Annotated in this window: 14 protein-coding genes; 2 read left to right on the forward strand and 12 right to left on the reverse strand. The window is 32.0% G+C overall.

Going from position 1 to position 20,632, the window contains the following annotated elements:
• Positions 1 to 81 precede the first annotated feature (81 nt).
• Positions 82 to 1,239, forward strand: coding sequence for an alanine racemase (alr, locus tag HGPG_RS02635; RefSeq protein ID WP_019124506.1), 1,158 nt, complete (start codon positions 82 to 84; stop codon positions 1,237 to 1,239).
• Between the two features lie 90 nt (positions 1,240 to 1,329).
• Here alr and spoVG read toward each other — a convergent pair whose 3' ends face one another.
• On the reverse strand, positions 1,330 to 1,638 hold the full coding sequence (gene spoVG / locus HGPG_RS02640) for a septation regulator SpoVG (RefSeq protein WP_019124507.1): 309 nt from the start codon (positions 1,636 to 1,638) through the stop codon (positions 1,330 to 1,332).
• 161 nt (positions 1,639 to 1,799) lie between these two features.
• On the opposite strand from spoVG, the gene murC reads away from it, so the two are divergent.
• A complete protein-coding gene (gene murC / locus HGPG_RS02645) occupies positions 1,800 to 3,182 on the forward strand; it encodes a UDP-N-acetylmuramate--L-alanine ligase (protein WP_019124508.1) in 1,383 nt (460 codons plus the stop codon).
• A 90-nt stretch (positions 3,183 to 3,272) separates the two neighbouring features.
• Here murC and HGPG_RS02650 read toward each other — a convergent pair whose 3' ends face one another.
• From HGPG_RS02650 to HGPG_RS02700, 11 genes are all read right to left on the reverse strand, one after another.
• A complete protein-coding gene (locus HGPG_RS02650; RefSeq protein WP_019124509.1) occupies positions 3,273 to 5,567 on the reverse strand; it encodes a stalk domain-containing protein in 2,295 nt (764 codons plus the stop codon).
• 158 nt (positions 5,568 to 5,725) lie between these two features.
• A complete protein-coding gene (locus HGPG_RS02655) occupies positions 5,726 to 6,793 on the reverse strand; it encodes a pyridoxal-phosphate-dependent aminotransferase family protein (protein ID WP_019124510.1) in 1,068 nt (355 codons plus the stop codon).
• 182 nt (positions 6,794 to 6,975) lie between these two features.
• Positions 6,976 to 8,067, reverse strand: a complete 1,092-nt coding sequence (locus HGPG_RS02660) for a PIN/TRAM domain-containing protein (protein ID WP_019124511.1) — start codon at positions 8,065 to 8,067, stop codon at positions 6,976 to 6,978.
• Between the two features lie 33 nt (positions 8,068 to 8,100).
• The gene (locus tag HGPG_RS02665; RefSeq protein WP_019124512.1) at positions 8,101 to 8,583 is read right to left on the reverse strand and encodes a CarD family transcriptional regulator; all 483 of its coding nucleotides are present in this window, start codon (positions 8,581 to 8,583) and stop codon (positions 8,101 to 8,103) included.
• Between the two features lie 253 nt (positions 8,584 to 8,836).
• Positions 8,837 to 10,180 carry a butyryl-CoA:acetate CoA-transferase gene (locus tag HGPG_RS02670; RefSeq protein ID WP_019124513.1) on the reverse strand — a complete coding sequence of 448 codons (1,344 nt, stop codon included), beginning with the start codon at positions 10,178 to 10,180 and terminating at the stop codon, positions 8,837 to 8,839.
• Positions 10,181 to 10,189: 9 nt separating this feature from the next.
• Complete coding sequence (locus tag HGPG_RS02675; protein ID WP_019124514.1) at positions 10,190 to 13,126, reverse strand: UvrD-helicase domain-containing protein; 2,937 nt, start codon at positions 13,124 to 13,126, stop codon at positions 10,190 to 10,192.
• 32 nt (positions 13,127 to 13,158) lie between these two features.
• Positions 13,159 to 13,437 (reverse strand): ArsR/SmtB family transcription factor, encoded by a 279-nt coding sequence (locus HGPG_RS02680; protein WP_019124515.1) that lies wholly within the window; start codon positions 13,435 to 13,437, stop codon positions 13,159 to 13,161.
• 293 nt (positions 13,438 to 13,730) lie between these two features.
• Positions 13,731 to 14,588 carry a copper amine oxidase N-terminal domain-containing protein gene (locus HGPG_RS02685; RefSeq protein ID WP_019124516.1) on the reverse strand — a complete coding sequence of 286 codons (858 nt, stop codon included), beginning with the start codon at positions 14,586 to 14,588 and terminating at the stop codon, positions 13,731 to 13,733.
• Positions 14,589 to 14,667: 79 nt separating this feature from the next.
• A complete protein-coding gene (locus tag HGPG_RS02690) occupies positions 14,668 to 18,657 on the reverse strand; it encodes an S-layer homology domain-containing protein (protein ID WP_019124517.1) in 3,990 nt (1,329 codons plus the stop codon).
• A 305-nt stretch (positions 18,658 to 18,962) separates the two neighbouring features.
• Complete coding sequence (locus tag HGPG_RS02695; RefSeq protein WP_019124518.1) at positions 18,963 to 19,598, reverse strand: hypothetical protein; 636 nt, start codon at positions 19,596 to 19,598, stop codon at positions 18,963 to 18,965.
• A gap of 313 nt (positions 19,599 to 19,911) precedes the next feature.
• A partial coding sequence (locus HGPG_RS02700) for an S-layer homology domain-containing protein (protein ID WP_036731251.1) occupies positions 19,912 to 20,632 on the reverse strand: 721 nt, incomplete at its 5' end.

The raw sequence follows: 20,632 nt of genomic DNA on the forward strand, positions 1-20,632 counted from the left end.
TTTTTTTTATGCAAAAAATTTTCTTAATTCATCTACTGTGATATAATGTTAAAAGAAATTCTCGTTTGAAAGGAAAATAACATGAAGGATTTTTTGACAAGACCAGCTTGGATTGAAATAAATTTAGATAATTTTGAAAATAATATTAAAGAAATAATAAGTATAATTACTCCAGGAACAGAAATTATGAGCGTTGTTAAAAGTGACGCCTATAGACTTGGTGCCATTCCTCTTTCCTATGTGTCAAGAGAACTTGGTATAAAGTTTTACGGTGTCGCAACTTTAAGTGAAGCTTTGAGATTTAAAAAAGAGTTTCCAGACACTTCTGTTTTAATTCTTGGTTACACACCTGCCCATCTCTTTGAAGATGCAGTAAAAAATGAAATCACCCTAACTATTTATACACTTGAAGATGCAATAAAATTAGATGAAATAGCAGGGGACTTAGGCAAAAATGCTAAGCTTCACCTTGCTGTTGACAGTGGAATGTCACGAATAGGTTTTATTCCTGGTGAAAATTCATTAAAGGAAGTTAAAAAAATATTTGAGCTTGAAAATATTTTTGTTGAAGGTATCTTTTCTCATTTTGCAGCCAGTGAATCCGATCCAGAATTTACAAAAAGGCAATTTACAACTTTTACAAATTTTATAAAAGAAATTGAAGACCTTGGCTACAAATTTACATACAAACATATTGCAAATTCTTCTTCTGTCTTATATCACAGAGAATACGACCTCAATATGGTAAGACCTGGAATAATACAGTTTGGGTATACAGATAGCGAAAAATTACCTGAAGAATTTGGACTAAAAGAATTTCTTTCAATTAAGGCACAAATTGCAGCTATAAGAGAAGTAAAGTCTGGCGAAACTGTTGGCTATGAAAGGTTTTATAAGTGCGACAAGGACACTAAGGTTGTAACTCTTCCTCTTGGCTATGCCGATGCCTTTCCAAGAATTTTATCAGAAAAAATTGAAGTCTTAATTAATGGAAAGAGATGCAAGCAAATTGGTTTAATCTGCATGGACCAAATGATGGTTGATGCCACTGGAGTGGATTGCCAAATTGGTGACGAGGTTGTATTAGTAGGAAGACAGGGCGAAGAAGAAATAAAAATTAGAGATATTTGTCACTTCTCTGGCGACTGTGAAACTTCTTTTATCACCCACTTTAATAGAAGACTTCCAAAATATTATTACAGACATGGCGAACTTGTCCATGTAAGCCAAATGGATTAAACTTAATAAATTCAAAAAAATTAACCCCAAAACTATAAAAAGTTTTTGGGGTTTTTCTATTAAAAAAGAGAGCACAGGGCTCTCTTAATCTTATTCTTCAGTTACTTCTTCTTCAGGTTTTTCCATTTCTTCTGAATCTAATTTTTCTTTTACTGCATAATATTCTTTAAATATTACGTCTTCCAATTCTTTTCTAGCTTCGGCATTAATAGGGTGAGCAATGTCTCTGTATTCTCCGTTAGAAAGTCTTCTGCTTGGCATTGCTAAAAATAAAGATTCATTTCCTTCTATTATTTTTATATCATGAAGCACAAATTCATTATTAAAGGTTACAGATACTATTGCTTTAAGCTTTCCTTCTGTTGGTAATTTGCGAAGTCTTACATCAGTTATGTTCATACAAGTATCATCCTCTCTTTCTTTACCATATTATAGCACAAGTCTGATACATAATAAATAAATTAATTAAATTTTTTTATATAATTTATTTAATTACAGGCTTATTATTTCTTTCTTTGTAAAAATTTGTGTTATAATTAAAAAGAATTGGAGGAAGTAAATTGTTTGAAATTAATATAGATGATAGTAAGTATAAAAATATATTTTTTATAGGAATTGGTGGCATTAGCATGTCTGCCCTTGCTGAGCTCATGCTCTATAAGGGCTATAAGGTTTATGGAAGTGACAGAATGCCTTCTATAAACACAGAAAAGCTAGAAAAAAATGGTGCCACAATTTACTATGAACACAAAAAAGAACATATAGAAAACATGGATCTTGTAATTTTTACTGATGCAATTTCCTTTGACAATGAAGAGTACATGGCAGCAGTTAAAGAAAAAATTGACTTAGTGGATAGGGCAACTTTTTTAGGCGCAATTATGAAAAATTATAAAAATTCAATTGCAGTTTCAGGAACTCATGGAAAGACAACTACAACTTCCATGATAACTGAAATTATTAAAGACCTAGATTTAAATCCAACAATTATGCTTGGCGGTCAATTAAAGGACATTGACGGCAACATTAAAATTGGCGACGAAAATTTATTTTTAACTGAAGCTTGCGAGTACAAGGCAAATATTTTAAAGTACTTCCCTACTACAGAAATTATTTTAAATATTGACGAAGACCACTTAGATTATTTTGACAACATTGACCATATAATAAGAACTTTTAAGGGCTATATAGATAATCTTCACGGAGATGATTATGTAATTTTAAATGTTGACGACGAAAATGTTGACACCCTATTTCCAATTGATAACTGCAAGGTCTTTACTTTTGGCATAAAAAATGATGCAGATCTAAGGGCAAAAAATATAGATTTTTCAGAAGATGGTTTTCCAACTTATGATTTATATTTAAAGGGCAAGAAAATATGTCATGTTGAACTTTCTGTCCTTGGCAGACACAATGTTTTAAATTCTCTTGCTGCTATTGCTGCAACTTATGTTAATAATATTCCAATTGAAGATGCAATTATTGGACTTAAAAACTATAAGGGTGTGGAAAGAAGACTTGAAGAAAAGGGCTACTACAAGGGCACAAAGATTATGGACGACTATGCTCATCATCCAACAGAAATAAAGTCATCCATTCACGCAATTAAAAATGCCTGCAAGGGAAAACTCTACACAATTTTTCAACCCCACACCTACACAAGGACAAAACTTCTATTAGATGCCTTTGCCAATTCCTTTGACGAGTCTGATGTAATAATAATCACAGATATTTATGCAGCTCGCGAAAAAGATTATGGCGATATTCACTCCAAAACTTTAAGAGATGCCATTTCAGATCACAGAGACAATGCCTTTTACATTTCAGGCTTTGAAGATATTGTAAAGTTCATCAAAGAAAATATTAAAAAAGATGATGTAGTTGTAACAATGGGTGCTGGCGATGTCTATAAAATTGGAGAAATGATTTTAGAAAAATAATTTTATTAATATTTATGGAACTTCTCAAAAGGGAGTTCCTATTTTATTGCAAAAAAAAGATCTCCCTCAGGAGACCTCTTCTTAATTAGATTAATTAAATAAATTTGTAGTATTTTCTTTTGCATTATTTGTTGTATTTACATTGCCAGCATTTTTTGCAGCCTTAGAATTATTTGCATTCTTATTTTTATTGTCATTAGCATTGGCATTTTGTGAATTGTTTGTATTCTTTGTATTATTTTGTCCCTTTTGTGAATTGTTAGTTGCTGCATTATTTTCTTCAAGGGCTTGTGTCAAGTCAGCATTGTTCTCTATTTTTTTATCTTCAAAAGATGAAATTTCAATTTCACGAGTATCATTAATATAATTAACAACCATGTCCAAATTTTCTGCAATAAATCTAATTGGAACGAAAGTCCTGTCGCCCTTAATTATGGCAGCTTGATCAATATTTACATCTTTTCCATCGATCTTTATAGTTTTTGAGTCAATTGGAAGTTCAATAGTTTTTCCCTTGCTATTTACAGTGACAAGTCTATTGTCATTATCCCAATTTACTTCTCCACCAATGGCTTCCACGATAAATCTTAGTGGCACTAAAGTTCTATCATTCTTAATAAAAGGTTTAGCATCCATTTTCTTTGCTTCGCCATTTATGCTGTAATTTACATCGTTGATTTTCATCTTAATGAGCTTTGTATTTTCATCATAAAGTGATAGAGTCGAAGTCTTGTCGCCAAGCTTTGCAATTATTTTTGGATTTCTTCCATAGTCTTGAATATTAATATTAAAAGTATTTGGATCTACACTAGCTGTCATGTCTTCAAAGGAATAATTTATTACTCTAGGAGAAATTTTTATTTTTCTGCCCTTGTATTCGCCCTTTGAATCAAGGCTTAAAGTCATTCCTCTTTTGATAATTTTATTTTTTGTGTCAATATTAAATTTAGTGTAGGCAGAAAGGTCTGCAACATCAATTTCTTTATTAATATTTTCGCCCTTATCAGTAATTACAGATAAATTATATTTACCTGGTGTCAAAGAAAGATAGGACAAGCCATTTAGAATGTTTGCTCCATTAGAATTATCAGTCACTGTATAAGTTCTATCTTTGATATCAATTGGATTTAAAAATTCATCCCAGCCTGATTTTAATTTTAAATTTAATTGTTCGCCAACAATTGTGTTTAAATCACTTTCAAATTTTACATCAGAAATTACGCCAGTATTAGTAGTTGTATTGAAAACTCCAAGTCCGTTGACAACTTTTCTTTCGCCAGCATTTCTTTCAGGATTAGTAACTCTTGTTCTCTTTAAGTCTCCCAAATTTCTAACTGCCATAGCAGTAGAACCACCGCCATCTAAATTCATAGCCTTGTATGCACCAAGGTCCAACATAAACTGAGACAATTCATTTAGTGAAAGACCAGGAGATCTATTAGTTCTACCTTCAGCAGAAACAATATAGACAGTTTTTCCATCTTGACTTATGCCCACAGCAGTTCTGGCTCTCACTCCGCCAATTGAATTGACATCTTTAGTGTATTTTTTTATAGCACCATTTTCTACAAGAAGTGCATGACCGCCAATCATCATCTTCCAATTTCTATTGGGCTCAATATTAGTATTAATTTGTAGTTTGTCGCCAACTTTTACATTTTCACGCATAAATCTTTCAGATCCACCGCTTACTTGTAAAATTTTCTTTCCTTCTGGAATTTTCATGTCAATATTTTTTCTATAGACAATTTGCTCAACTACATTGTCTTCTGATAAAAGAACTTCACCTGCTGTTTTATCTCCCCTAGATTTTGAAGACCAGAAGGAGTTATACATTTGAATTTTTGATTCGTGAGAATATTCCTTAGATGGTTGGTACCAGTAAAAGGTCTTGTTTAATCCATCAATAGGGTAAGATTTTCCATTGGGAGCTGTTACACTTCCCACAAATTTTGTGCTGTCAATAAAAGCAGTGTTATTTTCATCAATGCCAAAGGACCAAATGTCTGTCAAAACTGCAGGAGATGACTTCATATCTCCATCAATTATAGATGCACCTAGTGGCACACCTTGGAGTTGCATGGTAAAGAAATCTCCATTTACAAGAGCAACGGCATTAGTTCTGTCAGCCATTTGAGACACAGTTGCCTTATTAGTATAAGTTCCTCCACCTGCAACTGTATTAATTTTTATATAGGGATTATTTAAATCAACTGTAACTACATTTGTCTGTGCATTCTTTTTATCTCTAGAGACTTCATACTTGTACCTTACAACACCTGGAGCAATGGGCTCCTGAAATAATAATTTATTTGCTGCAAATACATTAGTTGAAATAGTCATTAAAAATAAAAGCATTACAAGACTAATTCTTTTTTTATTCATTTCATCAACCTCGCTTACATAAAAAGTATAAAGGAATAAAAGTATTTTCTCAAAGAATTTTTTCATTTGTAACAAAAACTTAATTATAAATCAAATTTTTATTAAATTTATACAAAAAAATATCCTGCCTTGAGCAAGATATTTTATAGTCTTATATTTTATTTATTTAAAATTTCGTCAAATATTTTTGTTAGCTCTTTCATGTCATCAAGGCTTGTGTCACCCATATGTCCAACTCTAAAAGTTTTATCTGCCATAGGTCCATAGCCATTAGAAATTAAAAGGCCTCTATCAAGAAATTCTTGATTTAACTTTTTGAAGTCTAAATTTTTTGTATTTTTAACACAAGTAATTGTTGGTGATAAATATTTTTCATCTCCAAAAACTTCAAAATTTTTATTTGCCCATTCTTTAAAATATTTTGACATCTCTGAGTGCCTCTTAAACCTATTTTCAAGGCCCTCATCATTTATTATATAGTCCAGTTGATACTCTGCTGCAACCATATTTGAGATGGCAGGAGTTGATGGGTATTGGTAGTCATGTTTCTTAGAATAATTATAAAGAAGTAGAAGGTCCAAATAGTGACCTCTATTCTCTACTGTCTTTGCCTTTTGAGCAGCCTTCTCTGAAAAAGATGCAAAGCTAAGACCAGGCACAAGGCCCAAACACTTTTGTGAAGATGTAATAGCAATGTCTATGCCATACTTATCTTGATCAATGGGAGTTCCGCCAGCTGAACTTACTGTATCAAGAGCCCAAATAATATCTGGATGCTTTTCAATTACTGGTTTAAGTTCAGAAAGGCTATTTAAAATACCAGAGGAAGTTTCGTTGTGAGTGATACCCACAAAATCATAGTCCTTTTTCTTTAAAAGATCTTCCAATTTATTTGCCTCAGTGGCTTCACCTGGCTCAGCCTTTAAAATGTCTGTCTCAATTCCATTTTCAAGACCAAGTCTTTGCCAAAGTTCACCAAAGGAACCCAAAGAACAAATAAGTGCCCTCTTCTTCGTACAAGACTTAATAGCTCCTTCCATTAGTCCAGTGCCTGAAGATGTTGAAGTTAAAATATATTCTTTAGTTCCAAAAACTTTTTGCATATTTATTATAATTGACTTTTGAATTTCTGATGCGTCCTTAGTTCTGTGTCCTATTACAGGTTTTTCAAATTGTTTTAAAACTTCACTGCGAACTGACACAGGACCGGGTAAAAATAGTTTCATTATTATTCCCCCTATCTATGCTAAAATAATAATACAAAGTTTTTATATAGTCAAATAAAAAATCTTTGTAAGCTTGCAAATAATTATTTTGTTTACAATCACTTTAATGGTTTTACTGGGTAAATTAGTATTATATTTATTCAATCAATGAAAAAACTCTGCCAAAGACAGAGTTCTTAAAATTAATATTTTAGTTTTGCAAAAATCATTTTTCCTGCTGAAGTTTGAAGTGCACTTGTTACAATTACATTGACACTTTTGCCAATGAGGTCCTTTCCATTTTCAACGACAATCATTGTACCATCGTCAAGATAACCAAGTCCTTGATTTTGTTCCTTACCTTCCTTTACGATTAGAATTTTCATCTCTTCGCCTGGGAGATATAGTGGTTTAACTGCATTTGCAAGTTCATTTACATTTAAAACTGTTAGGTTTTGAACCTTAGCGACTTTGTTTAAGTTGTAATCATTTGTTACAATTTTGCCACCTAAATCGCTGGCAAGTTTTAAAAGTTTTGAATCAACTTCAGGAATTTCTTCAATTTTTCCTTTGTAGATTATAACTTCAACATTTTTTAGGTCTTGAATTTCTGCAACAGTGTCAAGGCCCCGCCTGCCTCTGTTTCTCTTTAGAGCGTCAGCAGAGTCTGCAATGTGTTGAAGTTCTTCTAATACAAAAACTGGAACTACAAGAGGTCCCTCAATAAATCCAATCTTTGCAATATCAAGTATTCTTCCGTCAATAATAACAGAAGTATCTAAAACCTTTGGAATGCCTTCACGAGTTTTAATATTTTCCTTTGGCTTAGCTGTTCTCTTTGCTGCCAAGGAAGATAAATCTCTAACTTTTTCTGAAATAGTGTCCTTGTTTGACATTCCAATATTTAAACCTAAGTATCCCAGCATTCCATAGAGTAAAATTGAAATTACAGAACCCACATAGGGAATTGGAATCTTGTATATAGGTTGTGAAATTAAAAATGCTATTATAAGACCAAGAATAAGTCCCACTGCACCCAGTACTACCTCTGTAAAAGATTTTGTTTGGATTTCTCTCTCCCAAATAGCCAAAAGATCCTCCAAGGACTTAAAGACCTTTGGTGAAAGTATAAAAAATATAAGTGCAAATAAAAGTACAATAATGACAGCAACAACTGTCACAACTTTTTGGCTTCCAATACCTTTTACAAATTTCATGTCTGATAAAAGAGACACGATGAAAATACCGAATAGTGCGCCTATTAAAGTGAATAGCACCTTAAAAATTTTGGACACAATTTTTCGGTTCCTGCTAATAAAAATCCCTCCTTAACCAAAAATGGCATGATCAACTAATTTTGAAACTTCTTCCACTTTTTTATCAAAAACAAGAGCCATCTCTGAAACGATGATTTGTCTTGCTTCTGTCAATATTTTTCTCTCTCCTGTTGAAAGAGATTTTTGTCTGTCTAAATTTTCCAGACATTTTACCACGTCGGCAATTTCTGTTAAATCGCCAGATTTTATTTTTTCTAAATTAAATCTATATCTTCTATTCCAATTTTTTGGCATAGTAATTTCTTTGTCTGAAGAAAGTGTTTCTAGGACATTTTCCATAGTCTTTGTGTCAGAAATTTTTCTAACACCAACTTCTTCAGCATTTTTAACAGGCACCATAACCTTAAGTTCGTTTATAGGTAATCTCATTATGTAGTATTTGTGCACATTACCGAGGATTTCTCTCTCTTCTATTGCAACAATTTCGCCTGCTCCGTGCATAGGATATACAATTTTATCGCCAATATTAAACATATTTTACCTCCTATTATCCCTATTATTAGTATAGCAGAGAATTTATAAAAAGTAAAAACATTTTAATATACCATAGTTTATTGTTTTATGCAAAGATTTTTTATTAATTTTTAATTTTGTTTTATTTAATTCCTTAGTAAAGTATAAAATTCTATTGTGATAAATAATAATGTTTTATGTGAAATTTTTGTTGTAAATTAATTAAAACCCTCTAACAATAAAGTTAGAGGGTAAATTTTATATTCAATTCAAATTATCTCTTGTTAGTTCTTCTCCAAATGTTCATCTTTTCTGCTTCTTTAATTAGATCTTCTCTAAATTCTGGTGCGGCAAGATTAATTATTCCTTCTGCTCTTTGCCAAGTTGACATACCCTTGCAGTTGAACTTTCCATATTCAGTTACAAGCCAGTGTGTGTTTGGTCTTGCAGCTGTAATTGCTGAGAAAGTTTCGAAGTTTGGAACAATTCTTGATTCTTCCTTGCCAGTCTTCTTGTTCATAAATTTAGAAGATAGACAGATAAAGGATTTACCACCCTTAGATAAATAAGCTCCAAGTACAAAGTCAAGTTGTCCGCCTGCTCCAGAGATGTGACGAGCTCCAGAAGATTCAGATGAAACTTGTCCAAATAAATCTATATTAACGGCATTGTTAATTGAAACAAAGTTATCTATTTGTGAGATTATACGAGCATCATTAGTATAAGATACTGGTGCAGCCATTGCATCTGCATTAAAGTTTAGATATTCATACATATCCTTTGAGCCTGCAGCAAAGCCATAAACTTGTCTAAATCTGTCAATATTTTTCTTTGCTCCAGTGATTTTACCCTTTTTAGCCATATCAACAAAGGCATCTACATACATTTCTGTGTGAACTCCAAGGTCCTTTAAGTCAGAATCAGCAATAAGAGATCCAACTGCATTTGGCATTCCACCTATTCCAAGTTGAAGAGTTGCGCCATTAGGAATTTCTTCTACAATTAGTTCAGCAACTTTCTTGTCAACTTCGCCAAAGCTTCCCTTAGGAAGAGCTGCTATTTCAGGATTTTCTCCTTCGATAATATAGTCAACATCTTTAATATTTATTTCGTGTTCAAAACCGCCAAGGCAAGTTGGCATATTTTCGTTTATTTCAATAATAACTTTATCAGCAACTTCTGTAACTGCCCTTAGGTGAGATGCATTAAGTCCAAAGTTGAAGTTTCCGTGTTTATCCATTGGAGGTGTAACAATTACTGCTATATCAACTTTACAATTTTCCCTATACCATCTAGGAAGTTCAGAATATCTAAGCGGTGCATAGAAACCACCTGGCGTTTTGTTAATTCTACCTCTATCTGGTCCACCTGCGTGCCAAGAATTCCATACAACTTTTTGTCCTTCAGGGTCTTTCTTAAATACTTCTGGTTCCCAAAGAAGAACGCCACCTCTTAAATAAATTTCGTTTAATTCATCAAGTCTATTTGCTAGAGCCTTGTCAAAGGCAACAGGTGTACTACCAGCCCAGGCATAGTCAATCCACATATTGTCTCTTACCATTGCTGCCGCTTCTTTAGCTGAAATTAATTTTTTTTGATACTCTTTAGAATAATCCATATTTCCTCCTTAAAATTTTAAATAATCCTTATAATTAGTATGAAATCTAATAAATTTAATGTAATTTAAAAATTCTTCCATTACAAGTTTACTTTTTCCCTCATTAATCTCAATATCTATTTTGTTTTTACCCCTTAAGTCAAAAATATATGCAGCTTTTACTTTAACTTTATATAATTTTTCATAAATTGCTGAATAAAGTACTAATTGGTTCTCGTAAGAAGACTTTATATAGTCTAGGTCCATGTCGCTAGTTTTTAAATCAACTATATAATAGTCTCCGTCAATTTTTATCACCTGGTCAATGAAACCCTTAACTAAATATCCCTCCAGGTCGTAATAAAATAATAATTCCTTATCAATTATATTTTCTTCTTCCATTTCAAGGTAGTTTAGTGAAAGTTCTCTGGCAATATTTAACTTGTCCTCGTCAATTTCTTCTTCGTAATATTCAAAAATTTCCTTTAAATATCCATCTATATTATTTTTGTTTGCATCTTTGTTGCTGTGAATTTGTGCAAATAAGTGGACTATGCTTCCAAGAGTCTTTGGATCCATTACTTGTATCTTGCCCTGTCCTAAGGTGTAGTCATCAATTCCCAAAAAATATTTTTTATAGAAATCTATAGGACTTCTCTTGAAATTTAAAAAATCAGTGACAGTGTAATATTCTCTAATTCTATTTTCGAAATTTAAGTCTAGGTCGAGGTAAGGGTATTTTTTCTTTGGTATGTTTTCTTTTATATCCTTTGAAAATTCATATTCCTTAATTTTTATGTCTCTATCTAATAAATCAAAATAGGAATCACTTTTGTATTTTTTTAAATTCCCAAAGAAAATGAGTTCTTTCTTTGCCCTTGTCATGGCAACATATAAAACTCTCTTCTCCTCTTCCCTATCTACAGCTCTTAGTCTCTCATTAATAGTTCTATACCTGTAGTCTGAAAAATCAGATTTAAGGGCAAGCCCAAGCTCTCTATCAACTATAATTTTTCTCACTTGGCCTAATTTTTTGCCCCTGTCCATGTGGGAGATTATAACTGCATCAAATTCTAAACCCTTGGACTTGTGTATAGTTAAAAGATTTATTCCCTCTTCTAAATCATCAAAGCTCAAAGTTAAAAGGTATTTTTCAAAGGACCTGTAATCTTCTTGTTTTTCTTCTAAATAATCTCCTGCAATTTCTTTAAATTTATATAGATATTCCCAATCAATTTTCTTTAGAGTCTTTAAACCATAAAAATAATTCATAATTTCCTCTATCATTTCATCAAAAAGAAGAACTTTTGATTTTTCCTTTAATTTATTAAGGAATTTTATAAAACTATTTATATTTTTATCGTCACACTTTAAATCTAGAAGGGCTGAAGTCTTATCAATGCCTAAGTTTAAAATTTTAACTAAATCTTTAAAATTGAAATTTAGAATTGGTGAATTAAAAAGAGCAAGTGTATTTAGAAAATCCTCTGGACTATAAATGCTAGAGAGAATATTTTTCGTCACCTTTAAAACTTCAATTTCCTCTAAGCTTCTCTCTCCCTTATTAAAGGAGATATTTCTAAGAGATAAGATTCTACTTATTTCATCAATTTGGGCATTGCTCCTAGATAAGATGGCAATTTCCTTTTCATCGAATTTTTTTAATAGGTCTAAAACTAAGTCGGCAATTTCATTATTGTCTTCAGTGTCATATTGATAGACATCGCCGCCACTTTCAAAATCATAGTCCATTTCTTCGTAGGACTCAATTAGGTTTTCAAAGGTGGAATTAATGAAATTAATAATTTTCCCATCACTTCTATAATTTTTATTCATGACAAGGGAAATGCCCCGACTTTTTATTTTGTCAGAAAAACTATAATAACTCTTTAAGTCAGTTCCCCTAAAGGCATAAATGGACTGTTTTGGGTCTCCAACTATAAATAAATTTGAATCTGCAAAGATATTTATAATTTCATTTTGAATTTCATTTGTGTCTTGATATTCGTCAACTAATATGTATGAATACCTGTCTTTAAGATTTTTCTTAAATCTTTCATCGCTTAATATTAAATGAGTGTAAGATATAATGTCGTCGTAATCTAGAGCCTTAATGTCCCTCTTTTCCCTTGAATAATTTTTATCAATTTCTTTTAAAATTTCAATAATTATTTCATAATATTCCTTATTTTTTATCTCAAAATTTTTCTTTAATTCATGAATCAAATCTACAATATTTTTAATTTTATCCTCATACTTACTTGCAGAACCAAGATTTTCTTCTATTGAGTTTAGGATTTCAAGATCAAGATTTTCAGTTTTTTTAATTTCTTCAATATTGTCATCGTAAAATTTTTTAAACTTATTTCCGCTAACTTTTCTAAAATCATCTAAGAGTAAAAATAATTCCTCGGAACTTTTGCTGGTCTTATTAAAATTTAGGCTCCTACTTAAAATATCTGAAAAATCTAAATTTTTATTTCGAAAGTCTCCATAAAGATCTGCAAATAATTTTCTCTCCTCAAAGGGGTTAGTCTTAAAATCAATTAAATATCTTTGAAATTTTTCGTCTCTAATATTATTTAAAGATGCTTTAACAGCATTTTCTAGCATCTCTCCTGCCTTGCCATCATCTAAAATAGTAAAATTTGGATTTATTCCTATTAAATAAGAATAATTCCTCACAATTTCAAGGGCAAAGGAGTGAATAGTCATAATATTTAAATCTTTTTCTTCAAAATCAATATTCTCTTCCACAAGCTCCTTAGAAATTCTTCCAAGCATTTCCTCTGCAGCTTTTTTTGTAAAAGTTATAGCCAAAATTTCCTTTGGATCATGATTATTTTTAACTATATTTATAAATCTACTGGTTAGGACTCTAGTTTTTCCCGTACCTGCTCCTGCCATTAAAGTGACATCTTTATCAATGGATGTCACAGCTTCAAGTTGGACTTTATTTAACTTCATAAAAACTCCATAAAAAAATCCCACTAAGGGGATTAATTAAATATGGCTTCTGCAAGAGACAATATGAACTTACTATCAACTTTATAATAAATTTCAGTTCCATTTCTGTCGCTATTTAGAACTCCAGCTCTCTTTAACTTACCAAGATGAGATGAAACAGTTGGTTGAGGAATATTAAATTTCTCTTGTAAGGATCCAACATTGCATGGACCATTGTCAATTAAATTTTTAATAATTTTAAGCCTAACGGGATGCGCCATTACTTTTAAAACTTCAGCTGTCTTTTCTAAATTATCATTTTTATTTTTCACTTCAAACCTCCAAATATGTATGCATTTTTATTTATTTATTTTTAATTTATTTACTATATTAAGATTATATAATTTTAAACAACTTTGTCAATAGTTTTTGTATAATTCTTAATTATGAAAATATTTCTAATACCATAAATTAGCAAAATTTAATTGGATTTTATAAAAGTCAAAATATGTAAATAAAGTTACAGCCTTTTAATATTTATCTTTCTTAATGAATAAAATATTTTCTCAAAATTTCCTCATAAAAAACTCCCATAATTATTATTATTATGAGAGATCTATAAAAATTATTTACTTATCTTTACACTTCTTGTTGAAGATTCCCAATCTACCTTTGCACCTAAAATTTCTGAAATAGCCCTTAGTGGAACAAAAGTCCTTGAATCCTTAATTACTGCTGGAGAATCAATTGCAATTTTCTTTCCATTGGCATTTATTTCCTTTTCTCCAATAACAAGACTTGCCTTGTTATCTCCAACAATAACAGTCTTTGTGTCAGCCTTCCAGTCAACCTTTTCGCCAAGAGCTTCTGATATAAATCTTAGAGGAACCATTGTCCTTCCATTTTCAATGTAGGCTGGAGTCTCTGGTTTGATTTCCTTTCCAGCAACTAAAATTTTTATTTCAGAATTTTCTTTGCTTGCTTCAGACTTTTCAACCTTAGTTTCCTTTTTGTCAAGGGTCTTTGCATTAGCCCAGTCAAGCTTTAGATAAGCTTTTTGTTCGCCTGATCCCTTGCCGCCACCAGCGATAGCATCCATAGCATCAACCCACACAGCAACAAGAATTTGATCTTCCTTAGGATTTGTTCTTTCAAACTCATGTATCTTATTGTACTCTCCGCTAAGAGGACTTTGTTTTGTTTCAACTCTCTTAGAATCCTTATCGCCATCATAGATAAATAAATTTGTAAGTTCGCCTTCCATATTCATAAACTCCATTTTTTTCAAATAAAGTTTATAAATAAATTTACCATCTATCTCTTCTACATCAGCAACTTGCTTCAAAGAAGGATTGCCCATGGACTCCTTGCCAGGCTCCCCAAACTTTTCTAATTTAACAGGTACCTCATACTTAGTCGCTGCAAAAATAGCATTAGGTATTAAAAGCATAACTAACAATAGTGATAAAATAATTTTTTTCATATTACACCTCTTTTTCTATATTCGAGGGACAAATACAAGAGATGCCCCTCTCTAAAATTAACTAAACTAAAAAACTAAATTAATTGTGGTCAATATTGTATAAGACTTGTGCAACTTGTGCTCTAGTAAATGATGACTTAGGATCAAAGTTACCATCGCCCATACCACTTACTATTCCAAGTCTTGCCATTTCCTTTACAGAATCCTTAGCCCAGCCTTGAATCTTATCTTCATCTTTGAAGGCATTAGTCTTGCCCTTTGCATTAAGATTCTTGCCTGAAACCTTTAAGAATTTAGTCATCATCACAGCCATTTCTTCTCTAGTTAGTTCCTTATCTGGAGCAAAGTTTCCTTGTCCTACTCCTGATGCTATTCCAACTTTATTTGCCCATGTGATGTATGGACTGTAGTACATTCCTGACTTAACATCTTTAAAGTTTTGATCCTTGTAGTCATTTACATTGACATTTAACATCCTTCCAAGAACACTTACAAATTGTCCTCTTGTTATAGACTTGTTAGGACCAAATTCTGTATTACTTAGGCCAGCGAAGTATCCCTTGCTTACAACATAGTCAATAGCAGTCTTAGCCCAGTGTCCACTTGTGTCTGTAAAGTTGTTTGTATTATTATTTTGAACAGCTTGTTGATTTTGATTTTGTTGCTTTTGTTGGTTTTGTTGATTTTGATTTTGTTGGTTTTGGTTGTTGTTATTTCCACCAACTCTTCCTACTTCTCTTGCATTGTTCCAGTTAAAGGATAGGATTGCATTCTGCTCTCCTCCTCCCGGACCTTTGCCTGCTATTTCATCCATAGCATCTACCCAAACCGCAACGTTTACTCTGTCATATTTGCCGTTCATGGTCCATGACCAAGTGTTGCCTGATTGATCCGCTCTGTACTTGCTGCCATCAATGATAAACAGATTTGTTAAGTTGCCTGTCAAAGTTTTGCCGCCGAAATCTCTTTGGATAGCATGGAAATTAACACTGTATCTGAATTTTCCATCCCTTTCTTCTACTCTAGCAGTGTGATTAATAGCCGCATTTGCCATTGAGTAACCACTTTGATGAGCATGAAGAACTTCTACTGGAACTTCATATTGAACTGTAACTGGGCCGTTATTTTGGTTGTTTTTGTTATTGTTGCCCCAGCCTTGGTTATTGTTGCCCCAACCTTGGTTGTTGTTACCCCAGCCTTGATTGTTGTTACCCCAGCCAGAGTTGTTGTTGCCCCAACCTTGGTTATTGTTGCCCCAACCTTGGTTGTTATTGCCCCAACCTTGGTTGTTATTGCCCCAACCTTGGTTGTTGCCAGAATTATTTGGCTTACTTGTATCTAATGTAAGTCCTGCCGCAGCAGCTTTTAAATTATCAATGGCAAATTTTACTTGCATGTCCGTAGCATTAGGTTTAGTCAATAAACTCATTAAAGAATTATATGCGTTAACATACATCATGTTGCTTTGATAAGTGTATTGAGGTCCGCCTAAGTTGGCATATCTTTTCAAAGCATCTACAACATCTTCCCTGCTCGGCACATTAGGTGTTGGTGTTGGAGTAGGTGTTGGTGTTTCTCCACCGGGAGTAACTTCAGTCATTTTGCTCTTATCAAATACAAGTCTTGCATTTTGTGCCCCTGCTCCAGGTGTGCCGCCCATAAGACCGTCCATAGCATCTACCCAAACTTTTACATAAAGAGTATTGTCTTTTAAATTATCAAACTCAGCCTTAGTAAGTTTAATTCTAAATACCTTAGGGAATTGTTTTTGAGATCCGTCCATTGCCTTGTCTTCCACTTGCTCTAAAACTTCAGCAGGAATTGCCTCTCCCTTTATAGTATTGTCCTCAAAGCTAAATAAATTAGTTAAATGTCCGTAGAATTTAGTTGCGCCCAAAGGTACTTCAATACCTTGGAAAGTTAAATCAATATTTACATCATAGCCCTTTATGCTTACCTTGGCAGGAGATACTAAAGCTTTATTTCCCATAGACTCCTTATCTTGAACTGAGTGCATAAGCTTAACAGGTAAAGTATAAACTTTTTCACTTGCTCCCGGTGTAACATTTACATCAGAGCTTTTATTAAAAGCATCTATTGCACTATTTAAATTAGCCAAAGCTTCATTAATTTGCTCTTGAGTATTAGCACTATTTAAAACATTTTTAGCAGCATCAATAGCAGCCTTTAAAGTTTTAAAAGCATCTTCGCTTTTTTTACCTTGGCTTATCTTGTCGGCATCCTTTATCTTAGCATCAAGGTCTGTTTTGTTTAATTGCGCTTCTTTATCCGGACTAGATTTAAATGCTTCTATAGCCTTATTTAATGTGGTTACTGAACCATCTATTGCAGTTTGTTCACTTGCACTATTTAAAACTTCTTCAGCAGAAGTTATTGCAGCTTTAAGAGTATCAAAAGCTTCATCAGTTTTCTTACCTTGTGTGGTAGCCTTAGCTTCATTAATCTTTTCTTGTAATGCTGTTTTATTTAAATCAGGTGTTGTACCTTCCACAAGGACCATTTTTTTCAAGTCAAAATTATTGATGCCATACATATTTTCAATAGGGTCGTCATATGAAGCCGGAGATGTTTCGATTTCACTTTCGCCCTCTGCTTCCATGCAAGTAACTCTTTTTGCATTTTCCAGTTGAATAATTTGGTTAACATCACCTAATCTTGCCAATGGAACGTTTTTTATTTTAAATTTAGTTATTTTCTTACCATAGGTCTTGGCTTGCTCTATTGTAAAATCTTTTTCTTCAAGAATTTCTATTGGATATAAATTATTATCAGCAGCTTTATATCTAATATCTTTGTCTTTATTAATTTTTACAATACCATATTCATATTTAATACCATTCGGATCACCAATATTATCTAAAAATGATACTGTTAAATTTGCCTTATTATCTTTAAATTCAACTTCATAATAAGGATTTAATCCTTCAGAAGCGTCAAATAAATTACTGTTATCAGTATCGGGGTCAGCTACTTTTGCTTTGAATTCATCTTCACTTAATTTAAATTTATCATTATCCCATAATGTATCTATTACATTTCCGATATAAAGTGGACTATCTTCTCCCGCTAATGGAAGTGCCATATATTTTCCGTTTTGAAAATTTGCTTTTTCAAAAACCATCTCTTCATGTCTCAAAAGCATATTTAAAAACGGCATGTTGTCTCCCATAGCATCAACTTGCACTTGGAACATTTTTTGGGATTCATAGTTAACCTTGCCATTAGAGTACTCTAGAGGAACTTCATAAGTTTGCGGAAAAGAAAATGTTCCACTAGTATACTTGCTTTTTAAATATTCTGGAGTATCTAAAGATATTCTACTTCCAGCATAAAAGTTTTCATTCGTCATGTAGTCATTAAAGTCATCTATAGATTTACAAGCCCATAATTTGAGTAAATGACCTTCAACAGCACCTACTGTGCCTGTATATTTAGGATCAGATAATGTCATAGGTTTAAAGGTAAATCTTAATTTTAACTTTCCATTTTGATCAACAATTAATTTTCCATAATCTTCTACAGCCCCGGAAGCCATAGAATACATTCCAGGTCTTCCAGCATATCTAATAGAAAGGGGAATTTTATATTCTCCCGGAATTAAATTGTCGGGTATAGGCTCAGAATGTCCTTGAAACACATATATCCTGTATTTATCATCATTGCTATAAGTAGCTGACTCACTATCATAAGTTTGATCAAAATTGATGTAACTATTGTACGTTCTTCCATCAGGATTTTTGGTATAATTTTGATTTAATGTAAATAATGGTTTGTTTAAACCCCATATACTTCCTTTAAATGCATTATATTCAACGTCACTTCTTACCCTTGTAAATTTTATTGGTTCATCAAAGGCTTGAGTTTCTTTATTAAACTTAGAAACATATACCACCATTTGTTCAGGCCAAATATTATAAGTGTTTTCATCTTTTGTATGTTTACTATCAATATTAAATGTACCAAATAAATTTTTTACATCAAGTTCATAACAATTCCACTCAGGTTCTTGATACTTCATAGAATCTGCTTCGTCCTTATGCTTTTCCATAAAACTTTTAAATAACGGATCATCTTTACTAATTTTTTTTGATTTAACATATCCGTAATCCTCACTAAAATTGTTATGTTCTTTCCATGCTTTATAATTACCTGACCCAATTCTAAAATAAGTATTAGGATCTCCAGCTGTTGGATAGATTTGAGGGGGCTGTCCTTCTGCAAATATATTTAAAGGTATTATTAAAAATAATAAAGAAAAAATAAAAAAACAAATCCATTTAAACGTTTATATCTTTTATTATTCATATATATCATTCTCCTTAATAAAATAAGTAGAGGAATACTTATTTTATTTTATTTTTCTAAAACAAATAATCTTGCATTTCGATTCATCATAGCATCGCCTATTACGCCCAATGCTCCTGAATCTTCAAGATTGGTTTCAAACTTAATTCTAAAGAATTGTGAATATCCACCAACATTAGCTTTAAATAATGCGGTTTTAGGCACAGTTATTGTAAAGCCTTCAGGAACATTTGGTGATGTTGGTTTTTTATCAATATTTATAGAAGGTTTTGAGCCATATGGTGTAGCATTTACTTCTTGTCCATTTATTATAAATTTTATTTCTGTGCAATCAGCATAAAATGTTTCTTTGCCTATCTTTTTCTTTGCTGGTTTTACGACAAAATCAAAAGAATAGTTACCTTCATCAGCTGTTACAGTACAGTTCGCTTTATCAAACACATCATCTGCCATTGAAAGTTTACTCCAAGTTCTATGATATACTGTAAAGTCTGGTAGACTTCTCGCTGATCTTAAACTATTTTTTTGTCCATATAGTTCTGAATCTGAAAAATCTATAGTAGCCTTTATTTCATCTTCAATAGACCTCATATCATATTCTTCATATTCTTTTGCCATTACAAATGTTGGCAATAACATTACCAATGCAAGCATCAATAAACCTAATTTTTTTATATTTTTCATTTTTTACTCCTTTGTAATTTACTTTAGTCAAATCTTACTAATTTTAATATTCCTCTACTTTTTTAATAAATTGTATAAAACACAAGTGTTTTATGGTTGCATTCTTACATAAATATCTACTTCTTTATTATTTAGTTACCACCTCCTTTAATTACTGAAATTTTACTTACAGTTTTAGCAATTTTTATTTATTTTGTAAAATTAATTAACAACAATTTTCATTATCAATTTAATTTCTATTTATAGAGGGGTTTCCCCCTCTGTAAATAGATTTTCCTTTTTATAAAAGTATTGATATTCTAATTTTAAACTACTAATTATTTTCTATAGAGTATAGAACTTGAGCTACTTGTGCTCTTGTAAATTGTGTCTTAGGTGAGAAGTTTCCTTCTCCCATTCCCTTAACTACACCAAGTTTTGCCATTTCTGTTACTGCTTCTTTTGCCCAAGGGGAAATACTTCCTTGGTCCTTAAAGTTTGTACTTAGTTTTATTGTTGGTTTTTTATTAGATAGCTTTAAGAATTTACTCATTATTACTGCCATTTCTTCTCTAGTTAGTGCTTTGTCTGGTGCAAAGTTTCCTTCTCCTACTCCACTTACAATTCCAACTTCATTTGCCCAAGTAATATATGGACTATAGTAAGTAGAAGAGTTAACATCATTAAACCTTTGACTACTATACTTACTAGTATCAATTTTTAACATTCTTCCAAGAACTGTTACAAATTCTCCTCTTGTTATAGGTTTATCTGGTGCAAATTCAGTTTTACTTACTCCTGCAAAATATCCTTTATTTACTACATAGTTTATTGCTTTATTTGCCCAGTGACCATTTATATCTGTGAATCTTCCTTGATTTAAATTTTCGTTCTTAACTTCTTCTTTCTTTATTTCTGTATTCTTATTTGTTTTAGAAGTTGAAACTTTATTTGAATGATTGTACCAAGGATAAATAGGATAGCTTGGGTAACTTGGCTTTGGTTGTGGTTTTGGTTCTGGCTGTGGTGTTGGTCCTGGTACTACTTTATCTGCG

The organism is Peptoniphilus grossensis ph5 (assembly GCF_000311825.1).
Taxonomy (GTDB): Bacteria; Bacillota; Clostridia; order Tissierellales; family Peptoniphilaceae; genus Peptoniphilus_A; species Peptoniphilus_A hominis.